Below are 10,936 nucleotides of genomic sequence, written 5' to 3'. Positions count from 1 at the left end.
CATTTACTACAGTTATTTCCGAGTAGGTATTGGACTTCAGTTTGTTGTGCAACTTTATCCTTAACCATAGCCTGATGTGGTTTCTGTTCGTCAGATCAGAGATTTGCCTCCACCTTCCTTCAGATTCCATCTCACGGTGGACACCCTTGGTCTTGGCTGTATCCTTCCCACTACTAGGGCGGATTAGGGACTTTCACCCATTAGAAACGTGCGCCGCAAGGCGCACACAAAAAAGGTCCACCCCATTATTGAGGGCAGGACCTTTTTTCTGTTCTTCATCTGCTGAATTCTCTCCAGCGCTTTAAACTGTCTGTGGAAAATGAATACTCCGGTGTTACAACAGCATCCTTTATTTCATTGCTGTAATACCACGGATCTGTGTCGTGAAGTGGATTATTCAGCACATGAAACTCCTGCGCCGGCATATATCCCTGTGCCAGTAAAAAACACCGGTTTCCGGTCTCATCTTCTGCCACATCCACAACCATAACGCAATGTCCGGGACTTCCTCCCCGAATTAGCAAATCACCTGCCAGCACCTGGCTGAAATCAGTTCTGGTGCACTCTTTCTCAAGAGAAAGCGTTCCTGCATATACCATAACCTGCCGTAAATATTTTACAAAGCTTTCCCTGCTGTCATCATAAGCTGCCTTCTGCACCCAGGATACATTATTTTTATCCACCAGCAGACGCTTTCCGGCTCTCCATGACGGATAGTCCATTAAAAAACCATTGGTCAAATGAAATGCAATACCATCATAGGCTCCCACTGACCATAAATATTCCCCATACATTCGTATGACGCTGTCTGCACATTGCTGTAAATCACCTTCTACCAAAGGCATGGAAAATACTGCAGCGTGGACATCCTGGCGTCTTTTCTCCTTGCCGTCATATAAAAGAACGGGACTCTTGTCCGGTTTCATGGAATACTGTCTTAAATATCCCTGTAAACTTCCTGCTGGTTTCTCCAGTCTTTTGTAACCGGCGGGAACCATAAAACGGCTCTCCAGTGTGGAACCGGAAGGATCTAAAAGGGATACCTTACCACCAGCCACAACGCTTCTGGCCGACGGGTTTTCTTTTTGGCTCTCTTCCAGAGAAACAATAGAAAGATCATGTTCCGGCGCAGCCGCATGAGGCACCGGCAGCTCTTTCAGTACAATCCCCGAATGACCTGACCGCACCGAAACAGCTGCCATACAAAGTATCGCCCCGGTTATCAATAAACTGATGGTTCGCTTCATAATAAGACCCCCTGCATACTGGTAGTGTTTCCCACACTCTTTTCTAACATTGTAGCATAGTCTTATTTTGATTACCAGAAGGAATCTAAACTCTTAACTCTTAACTCTTATCCCTTAACCGCACCTGCTGTCATTCCGCCCATAAACTGCTTGCTTGCTGCCATATATACAAGGATAATCGGAACAATGGCGATGGCAGAACCTGCGAACAGAATGTTCCATGCCGCTGCCCCGTCTCCGGCATTCTGAAGCGCAACAACTCCTACCGTCAATGGGCGAAGTTTTTCATTGGTCATGGTAAAGATTAAAGGAAGGATGTATTCGTTCCAGCCGCCGCGGAAGGATAATAAGGCAACGCTTGCCAGAGCTGGCTTTATAACAGGTAAAATAACTCTGTAGTAGATTCCGAAAAAGCTGCAGCCATCTATTTTTGCTGCTTCATCCATCTCCTTAGGTATGCTGTTCATAAAACCATGGATCAGAAATACATACGTTGCCTGACCGCCACCGGCTGAGATCAGTATGATGGAAATCAGTGACTTGTTCATGTGCAGTTTAACAGCCAGTTCAAACAGAGGACGGAGTGCAACGCTTCCTACATTGATAAACATGAACATTACCATGGAATTATAGATCAGGCTTTTCAGCTTGAATTCTTTTCGGGAAAATACATAGCCTGCCATACTGCTTACAGTAAGGGAAACTGCCATTACACCAAAGCTGAGTACAAGGCTGTTCAGGGTGTATCTTGAAAAATTCGCCATTTCCCATGCCTGCTTATAATTGTCCAGAATGAATTTCTGGGGAAGCAGATTTACACCGCCCCGAACCAGTTCATTATTGGTTTTAAAGGAACCAAACAGAATATAAATAACTGGATAAACAGTGAGAAATGCCAGTGTTGCAAGAAGAAGAAAAATAACAGCATGAATCATTTTAGTCTTGCGGGATTCTACGGAATGCCCTGTTCTTTCTTTTGCCATTGTCTTCTCCCTCCTATGAAATGTCATCCATTTTTTTGCTGATCTTCAGATATATGATGGTGATAACTCCTACAATAAGCGCTGAAACAATGCTGAGAACGGAGCCATATCCGATCTGCAGCGGGGTTTTTGCTCTTGCAGTACCGAATACCATCTGGAAAATGTAGGAAAACATCACATGGGTCCGGTTATTGGGACCACCCGCCGTCAATACCAGTATGGATTCATAATCTTTAAATGCGGTGGTGATCGCAAGCATAATGACTACTTTTAAGACAGGTCCGAGCATTGGGAGTGTAATCTTGAAAAAGGTCTGAATCCCGTTTGCACCGTCAATCTGTGCACTTTCATACACGTCAGAGGGAATACCTGCCAGACCGGAAATCAGGAGAATCATGTAATTTCCAAAACCTCCCCAGACTGCTACAATAACCACTGCTGCCATGGCGGTCTTTCCGCTCCCCAGCCAGTCGATTGGCTGCTGTATTATCCCTATCCGCTGCAGGAATGCATTTAAAACTCCATTATAAGTTGCAAAGATAAAATACCAGATCAGGCTGTATACCGCCGAACTGATGACAGTTGGAAGGAAATAAATGCCCTGCATCAGACCACTTCCAAACCGTTTTCTCTGTAAAAGCACTGCTGTCATCAAAGAAAGGGGCAGCAGAAAAACAAGCTTTAAAACAGCATATTCAAAGGTGTGAAGTACACTTTTCCAGTATATCCCATCTCCGGTAATACGTTTGAAGTTTTCAAATCCTACAAAATACGCCTTAAAACCATTGTAATCATAAAAAACATATCGAACCAGCCATGTAAATGGATACACCGACATTACCAGGATAAAAAAGATGGTGGGAATCAGCATCAGCCACATAGGGATATCTCCATGATCCCAGCTCTTCTTGAACCGGCTTCCCAAAGATTTGTTTGAATTCATTTCCTTCACTCCTTATTTTTATTCTAAAATCGTTTCCCGCTCCTGCCGCCCAGTGAAAGAAAGGCTGCTGCAAGACAGCAGTTCTGTTTGCAGCAGCCGTAATACCAATTTACTTATCCAGATATTCTACTGTGCCTGCGCCTGGATGAAGAGGATCATAATCCTTAATAACCACACGTTTTGTCTTGCCCATTTTTACTTCTTTTTCCAGGGCATCATTATAGGTCTGATTTAATTTTGCAATTGTTTCATCAATGGATGGTCCTTCCGGGAGACATGCATTCCAGAGTGCGTCTCTGTAATTCTCGCCGTCTGGTGTTACAGATGGAACAACCGGATAGACTGCTTCATAATCAGCGCCTGCAAAATCTGCCATTCTTCCGGTTTTGCTCTTATCAATCTTATCTTCCATATATTTAGAGATTGGCAGGGAATAACCACCTTCTAAATAACCTTTTAATACTTTTTCAGATCCAAAGTACTCGATAACTTCCCATGATTCCTTTGGATGCTCGGTAAATGCACTCATCATCCAGCCGGTATTTGGAGAGCAGGCTTCTGCACCTTTGATCTCACCGTCTAAAGTAGGCAGCTGTGCAACACCCCACTGAATCTTAGCCGGGAACTGCTCCGTTAAAACGGTTGCTTCCTGGGATGCATTGCCATGGATTGCTGCATGACCTTCTGCAAACTGTACACGAGCCGGATCAATCTTCATGGAAGCGGAACCTGGGAATACGCTTTGATCCTGGAACATCTGGCGTACGGTTTCAAGGTATGGTTTAAATCCGGTAAAATCAAATTTACCTTCTTTGTAGTTATATAAAGTAACTCCACTCATTTCAGCAGAATGCTCCAGCCAGCGTTCGAAGGGGCCGCTTGCTCCCGGGAAAATGATGCCGTAATAATCGCCTTTTCCAGCCTCTGTGATCTTCTTTGCCATTTCCGGAAGTTCACTGATCTTTGTTGGTGGTTTCAGTCCCAGTTTATCAAATACATCTTTGTTATAGATCAGTCTGGAACCGCTTCTTTTGCCGCATGGTACCCAGTAAATTTTATCGCCTATTACGTTGCAGCCTTCGTATAAGTGCTGATCAACCTCATTTATTTTTTTGAATTCATCAGTCAGATAATCATTTAAAGGCTGGATGATTCCATTATCTGCGAAGTTTCTGAAATCATCTCCGTTGATCTGAGAGAATATATCCGGTGACTGTCCTGAATTAGCCGCCATGGAAAGCAAGTTTTCGTAGTTCTCTGTCTGTACAACATAATCCAGTACGATATGATCATTGGTTTTGTTAAATTCATCTACCACCTTATTCATGTACTCCAGATCATGCCGGTTATCTGTCCAGATGGTGATTTTCACCTTATCTGATGAAGCGGAATCCTTTTTTGTTTCTCCCCCCGCTGCTGCAGTTGTTGCCTCTTGTCCGCCTGATGCTGGTGCTGCAGTTGTTTGCTCTGTACTTTTTGCCCCACATGCGGTTAATGCCGATGCTGCCATCATACAGGCCATGCTCATTGCTGCCAGCCGTTTTGTTTTTCTCATAATTTCTGCTCCCTTCTTTTTGTTAACTATTACCTTCTTGTTGGTGATGTGCCTTAATAATAAATCATTTTTTCAAATGAAAACACCACTTTTTCTACTATGCATGTAACATTTTTTACGAAATATCCTGCCCATTGCCTTTCGCCTTGATTTTCATTATGCACAATGCTATAATTGCCTTGCTAATTAATACGAACTGAGGAAAGGATGCCGCTATGAACCCAATATCCATGATTACTTTGCTGATTGTAGACGATGAAGCGGAGATCCGTTCCGGTCTTAGGTCCATTATCCCCTGGGAAGATTATTCGATCACACTGATCGGGACTGCTGCCAATGGAGCGGAGGCCCTGGATAAAATCCGCTATTATGAACCGGATATTGTAATAACTGATATTCAAATGCCGGGAATGAGCGGACTCGAGCTGGTACGGCGCGCGAAAGAGGAACAGTTTGACTGTTCTTTTGTTATATTAAGCGGTTATGATGAATTTGAATATGCGAGAAATGCGATTCGGTATGGGGTAAAGGAATATTTACTCAAGCCCATTTCCATCAGGGATTTGACAGAACTGATTCAGAATTTAAAAGAAGAAATTTTAAGCAAACGGGACTATCACAGTGATCAGCTTTCTACACTTAAAAAACTGCGAAAAGCACAGATTTCCCTGCGTAAACAGAACTTAATTCCACAGCTTCTTCGCGGAGAGCTTTCCTCCCCTGAGCTTAATAAAGTTATTGAAGAATATGATCTTCCCATACGGGATAAGGAAAGCTGCGCCGTTTTGATTCAGGCATTTTCCACGTATCAGTATACGGAAGAAACCATTGAACTGGGGGCGAATACACTTGCCCCTCTTATGGAAGTTCTGGATAATGAATTAAGCGGCTTACCAGCACTGATATCTGATTATCCTCCTGCCGGACTTGTGCTGATTGTAAACCTCCCATTCCAGTCAGATCAGTGGAATTCACTGGATAAAATGCTGAACTATCATATAAATAGAATTAATATTGACGGACTTGTCCGCGTAACAGCTGCCATCGGCAAACCGGCGCCTTCTCTTCGTTCAATTTCCGCCTCTTTCCAGGATGCAAGGCAGATCATTTCCTGGCATATCTATCCCGAAACTGGTTCGGTTCTGGATTCTTCTGTCCTTGATACCGGACAGCCTGCAGTCATTATGCCCGGAGATGATCTTTTTGAAGCAGTATTAAAAGATGACAGAGACGATATACAGATCCATTTTAAGCACTACTTAGATAAGCTGACGACTCCTAACCTCCCACCGCCGTCTTATCTTTACAGTATGTGCAATTATTTGATTATCACAATGCAAAGCCAGTTATCCCGATACCTGGACGGACCTCCAAAAAGCTATACCGGCAATTCCTTTGCGGCACTTCAGAGTCTGAACTCTTTAGAGGATATTCAAACTTTTATGATAAAGATTCTTTCTGGTTTTGCAGAAGAGCTGGCAGTCAGTCAGGCAGCGAAGAACGATCCCCTGATCCAGAAAGCCCTTGACTACATTAATAAAAATCTCTTAAAAAATCCAAGGACTGAAGATGTATGCAATTATCTGGGACTGAGCAAAAGCTATTTCAGCACTTATTTTAAAAATAAAACTCAGCTGAACTTTCGGGATTATACCCTGGATTTAAAAATCAACTATGCGCAGGAACAGTTGAAATTTCAGGAACACACATCGGGAGAAGTCTCCCTGCTGCTGGGATATGAAGATTACCGTTCCTTCAGCCGTGCCTTTAAGGCAAGAACCGGGCTTACCCCATCGGAATATCAGAAACAGTTTGCTGCCGGAGAAAGGAGCAGTCCATGATTAAGTGGTTCGCCAATTTAAAATTCCGTTATCAGCTGGTAACTGGAATGATTTTCATTACATCGGCTGCTCTTTTTCTCATTGGACAGGTATCTTATTTCTATTTTTACGAACGTAACACCAATGAAGTTTTAAGAAGGGCCAGAAGCTCTGTACAGATGGCCGGTGAGTCCCTTTCCTACCAGTTTAATTCTCTCTCAGCTGCTACCAATCATCTTCTGGTAAAGGAACCTTTCCCTCAGATGATTGCCGCAATCAACAACTACAGTTTTACCGGTTACGCCAGATATTTCACTACAGCTACTGCTGTTACAGATTCATTCCTGCAAAATCATGATCTTATAAATAATGTGCTGGTCTGCGGAGATGATCAAATTATGTTCAGCCCCACATCTCTTGGAATCAGCAGCCACTTTGATAAACTTCTGCCTGAGAATATCTGGCAATATCAGCATATAACGGTGCTGCCCACCCGGTACAGCACCATGTTTGGCAATAAAGGGGTAATACCTGTCTCCTATCCGGTCTCCAGTATCCTCTCGTCAAAGCATCTGGCCTATCAGGATATTCCTGACTGCAGGAAAGTCCGGTTCATTCTTCTGATTGACACGGAGCAGATCCGGGATTATTTTAACCGAATGTCCAACCGGTATACTTACTGTATGTATCTGGCCGACGAAAACGGGCAGCCTTTGGATATCACGGAAAAAGATTATCCGGATGCATTTCTTCCACAGATCTGCCAATGGATTACAGACGGCTCTCCCGGGCAGGAAGGAACGGTTAAAGCGGAAAATGAAGATCTGTTTCTGACCATGGACCGCATTAAATTCTGTAATTTAAACGTAGTCCACATGACAAAAAAATCCGCACTTACCGGGGATATCAAGGAGCTCCGCTCATTTTTTATTCTTGTGTGGATTGCCTGTTTTCTGGCGGCTGTTTTACTCAGTCTTGCTCTTTCCGGGCTTCTAACCAGAAATTTAAGGGTTCTTGGAACCATAATCCGCAACATCAATGACAAAACCTATACAAAACGGAGAGAATTTAACCATACAGACGAAATCAGTCTTTTGGGAATCCAGTTAAACCAGATGTACGATACCATTCAGCTGCAGCTCTTACAGATTAAGGAAGAGGAACAAAAAAAGGCAATGGCAGAAATACAGATGATGTCGGAGCAGATTAATCCTCATTTTCTTTACAATACTCTGGAATGCATTCATTTTCAGATATTAAACGGTCATTCCAAAACTGCTGAAGGGATGCTGGAAAGTCTGGGAAAATATTTAAGGACTACACTGAGTTTTGGAAAAACGCTGATATCAGTAGAAAAAGAAGTGGAACATGTCATTTCCTATATGGAAATCATGAACCGCCACTCTTTAAACGGGATTCAGATTGAAACAAAAATTGAGCCTTCGCTAAAAGACTGCAAAATCATGAAAATTCTTCTGCAGCCTCTGGCGGAGAACTGTATACGCCACGGTTTCGGCGGTTCTGTAAGCGGCTTTGAACCGGTTCCTCCCCGGATTGATATCCTGATATCATCAGCGGAAAACAACCGGATCAGGATTGAAGTAACAGACAATGGCAGAGGAATTGATTTAGAAGTTGCAAATGCCTGCATTACGGAAAATTCACCGGAGTCTCAAAAGCATTTTGGACTGTCCAATATACAAAAGAGGCTGAAAGCGTGCTATGGGGATTCTTTCCGTATATCATTCTTAAGCATACCGTATTTAAAGAACAGCGTTATTATTGAGCTTCCTAAAGATATATAAAAACCGGGTCAGTGTGGTTTTCCATGCTGATCCGGTTGTTGTTTATGATGGATTAAATTTAAACTGGACCGGCCAGGTTCCTGACAGACCGGTTCTTATACCCAAGCACTGATGATAAAGCTCCCAGCATGCCGGTACACAGAAACATGACTGCCATTCCGCTTCCAGGTCCTTTACCAACAATGCCCTGTAAAAAAACTGCTGCAGCATGATCAGAAGCCATAAATGGTTCAAAAACGTAATCCGCCAGATATCCGCCAAGAAGAAGACCGATGGGAATTGTGGAATATTGAATTCCATTGCGAATTGCAAAAATTCTTCCCTGGATGTTCACTGGAACGGTACGGTACAACAGTGCGCTTTGGCCTGCCATGATAAATGGTATGGGAAAGCTTGCAAAGATTCCGGCTGCAGACCATGCAAAAGCATTTCTCCCTGCTCCCATCAGTAAATCTCCAAGCAAAAATGAAATTCCTGCAGAAAGGTAGATCATCTTACGGGGGTTTTTTGTTCCTTTGCCTGCAGCAACAAATATACCGCCCGCAATCCCACCTGCGCCCAGCATACTGTTAACCAGTCCAAAGATACCTGTATCTCCTCCGCTTCTGGCTAAAATCATAGGAGAAAGGATATTTTCATAGGTCAGTCTGGAGAAGAAGTTAATCAGCGCAAGGCTGAGCATCAGGTATAAAATACCTGGTTTTTTCTTCAAAAATTCTATATCTTCCCGGTCTTTCCGTTTTGCATGGAAGTTAAGTGTTTTTGATGTCTGTGTGTTCTCCCCCGGCTTTACGAAAAACAGTGTAAACATACAGAACACAAATGACAGCAGATCAACTGCCAGCACCAGCCCGGTTCCGGAAAATCCAACAAGTGTCCCGGAAAGAACCGGCGCAGTAACCATGATTAAATTAGATGAAAATGAATTCAGGCCACTTGCCCGTTCATAATCTCCATCTGTTGCCAACAAACCGGTCACAACTGCTGCAGCCGGTGACTGAAACGCATTCATAAAACCAATTACTGCATTTACAAGATAAATCTGAGCCAGAACAAGGCTTCCCCTGTACAAACTTAAAAGAATACTGATTGTACACACGGCCGCTACGGTGTCGGAAACAATCAGAATCTTCTTTTTTGACGCCCGGTCTATAAAAGTCCCTGCAAATATGCTGACTAATATGTAAGGCAGATAACTGCAAAATGTCATAAATGACACTGCCATTGCTGATTCAGACTGCTTATAAGCCCATATGGTCAGAGCGAAAGAAGTCATGGAACTGCCCAGCTGAGATACCGCCTGCCCCAGCCAGAATATTTTATAATCTTTATTTAATTTTGATTTCATTGTATTCTCTCCTTATAAGTAAATTCCCTATAAGTACAAAATCCAATGAGGACGAGATTATGATTAAATGATACCCCTCTGTACAAGCCTCGTCCATTCATCAGACCCTGTACAGAGAAAAGCACTCATATCGATTGTTTGATTTCTCATGATTTTTATTACCTCACTTTCCTGTTTCCGGTAATTAGCTCATTGAGCATTATAACATATCGTCTATAATTTGGCAAAGCTGATGTATTATACACCTTACTGAACCACCAAACAAAAGGCTATAGCCCTGCTTCAGCCGCCTGTTCAGCATCCATTTTCTTTTACCAGCATAAAGGCTGCATCCATATCCGTCTGGAACAGGACAAAAATGGAGTGAACGAAATCTGGCAGTGGTGACATGGTCTAAAGCTTTGGAACCTTTAATAAAAACATGAAGTTAAGTTTACAAATGCAGGCTCTTTTTCCAAATGTAAAAGATAGATTTAACTGATAAAAACTTTGAACAATTATATCTTTTTTTAGATTTTATTTATTCATATAAAAATATGTTTTAACATGCAAAAAGGGAACTGTTTCTCCACTAAAAAAATTAATTAGTTTAGAAACAGCCCCCCTTTAAATAACTTATCCTATAACAATTGCATTAAGTGCTCTTGTTATTGTACTTGCTGATGCGACATTTGTTCCGGTAACGGTTATATCCACAGAATACGTGAATGTGCCTGCACCGGGCGTATCTACCCATGTCATATTTGGTATTTCTCCATATAGTCTTATTGTTCCATTTGAATCGTTATCTTTCTCAACCGTTACTGTAGAAATAATGGTTCCAGATCTTAACAGATCATAAACAATGGTATATTGATAGTTACCGACAGATGATGTCGTAATTTCAACTTCGGCCATAGAATCCAGTTTTACACTTTGGCCGACTGTTGTTGTGATTGCTGCTAAAGTTAAAACGGGTGTTAAATTACCTAAGGTTAATGCTAATGGTGTAGTACTCTGAACCGGGGTAATATTTGCTGGACCTGTCGGGCCGGTATCTCCGGTTGGGCCGGTTGGACCGGTATCTCCCGTTGGACCGGTATCTCCCGTTGGGCCGGTGTCTCCCGTTGGGCCGGTATCTCCCGTTGGGCCCGTATCTCCTGTTGGACCCGTATCTCCTGTTGGACCGGTGGCTCCTGTTGGACCGGTGTCTCCCGTTGGACCCGTATCTCCTGTTGGACCGGTTGGACCAGGAT

Annotated in this window: 8 protein-coding genes; 2 read left to right on the top strand and 6 right to left on the bottom strand. The window is 43.0% G+C overall.

What is annotated here, in order from left to right; all coding sequences use genetic code 11:
* Positions 1 to 275: 275 nt before the first annotated feature.
* From DS742_RS24285 to DS742_RS24270, 4 genes are all read right to left on the bottom strand, one after another.
* Positions 276 to 1,247 carry a DUF4846 domain-containing protein gene (locus DS742_RS24285; RefSeq protein WP_242996773.1) on the bottom strand — a complete coding sequence of 324 codons (972 nt, stop codon included), beginning with the start codon at positions 1,245 to 1,247 and terminating at the stop codon, positions 276 to 278.
* 107 nt (positions 1,248 to 1,354) lie between these two features.
* Complete coding sequence (locus tag DS742_RS24280) at positions 1,355 to 2,230, bottom strand: carbohydrate ABC transporter permease (RefSeq protein ID WP_170313573.1); 876 nt, start codon at positions 2,228 to 2,230, stop codon at positions 1,355 to 1,357.
* A 13-nt stretch (positions 2,231 to 2,243) separates the two neighbouring features.
* Complete coding sequence (locus DS742_RS24275; RefSeq protein ID WP_117419521.1) at positions 2,244 to 3,173, bottom strand: carbohydrate ABC transporter permease; 930 nt, start codon at positions 3,171 to 3,173, stop codon at positions 2,244 to 2,246.
* A gap of 109 nt (positions 3,174 to 3,282) precedes the next feature.
* On the bottom strand, positions 3,283 to 4,728 hold the full coding sequence (locus DS742_RS24270; RefSeq protein WP_117419520.1) for an ABC transporter substrate-binding protein: 1,446 nt from the start codon (positions 4,726 to 4,728) through the stop codon (positions 3,283 to 3,285).
* A 215-nt stretch (positions 4,729 to 4,943) separates the two neighbouring features.
* Between DS742_RS24270 and DS742_RS24265 the strand changes: the two genes are divergently transcribed.
* Positions 4,944 to 6,569 (top strand): response regulator, encoded by a 1,626-nt coding sequence (locus tag DS742_RS24265; RefSeq protein WP_117419519.1) that lies wholly within the window; start codon positions 4,944 to 4,946, stop codon positions 6,567 to 6,569.
* Positions 6,566 to 8,353: a sensor histidine kinase gene (locus DS742_RS24260; protein ID WP_117419518.1), complete on the top strand. Its 1,788-nt coding sequence runs from the start codon at positions 6,566 to 6,568 to the stop codon at positions 8,351 to 8,353. Before DS742_RS24265 ends, DS742_RS24260 begins: the two co-directional genes overlap by 4 nt.
* Positions 8,354 to 8,411: 58 nt before the next feature.
* On the opposite strand, the gene DS742_RS24255 is transcribed toward DS742_RS24260, so the two are convergent.
* Both DS742_RS24255 and DS742_RS29280 read right to left on the bottom strand, forming a co-directional pair.
* On the bottom strand, positions 8,412 to 9,701 hold the full coding sequence (locus tag DS742_RS24255; RefSeq protein WP_117419517.1) for an MFS transporter: 1,290 nt from the start codon (positions 9,699 to 9,701) through the stop codon (positions 8,412 to 8,414).
* Positions 9,702 to 10,316: 615 nt separating this feature from the next.
* On the bottom strand, positions 10,317 to 10,936 hold a 620-nt coding region (locus tag DS742_RS29280; RefSeq protein ID WP_205692802.1), incomplete at its 5' end, for a collagen-like protein.

Source organism: Lacrimispora amygdalina, from assembly GCF_003432035.1.
Lineage (GTDB): Bacteria > Bacillota > Clostridia > Lachnospirales > Lachnospiraceae > Lacrimispora > Lacrimispora amygdalina.
Note: the sequence above shows the minus strand (reverse complement) of the source record. Positions and strands in the feature narration are given on the sequence as shown.

Coding starts and splice junctions, on each gene's coding strand:
- DS742_RS24285 (WP_242996773.1), bottom strand. CDS start 1,247: ATGAAGCGAACCATCAGTTTATTGATAACCGGGGCGATACTTTGTATG.
- DS742_RS24280 (WP_170313573.1), bottom strand. CDS start 2,230: ATGGCAAAAGAAAGAACAGGGCATTCCGTAGAATCCCGCAAGACTAAA.
- DS742_RS24275 (WP_117419521.1), bottom strand. CDS start 3,173: ATGAATTCAAACAAATCTTTGGGAAGCCGGTTCAAGAAGAGCTGGGAT.
- DS742_RS24270 (WP_117419520.1), bottom strand. CDS start 4,728: ATGAGAAAAACAAAACGGCTGGCAGCAATGAGCATGGCCTGTATGATG.
- DS742_RS24265 (WP_117419519.1), top strand. CDS start 4,944: ATGAACCCAATATCCATGATTACTTTGCTGATTGTAGACGATGAAGCG.
- DS742_RS24260 (WP_117419518.1), top strand. CDS start 6,566: ATGATTAAGTGGTTCGCCAATTTAAAATTCCGTTATCAGCTGGTAACT.
- DS742_RS24255 (WP_117419517.1), bottom strand. CDS start 9,701: ATGAAATCAAAATTAAATAAAGATTATAAAATATTCTGGCTGGGGCAG.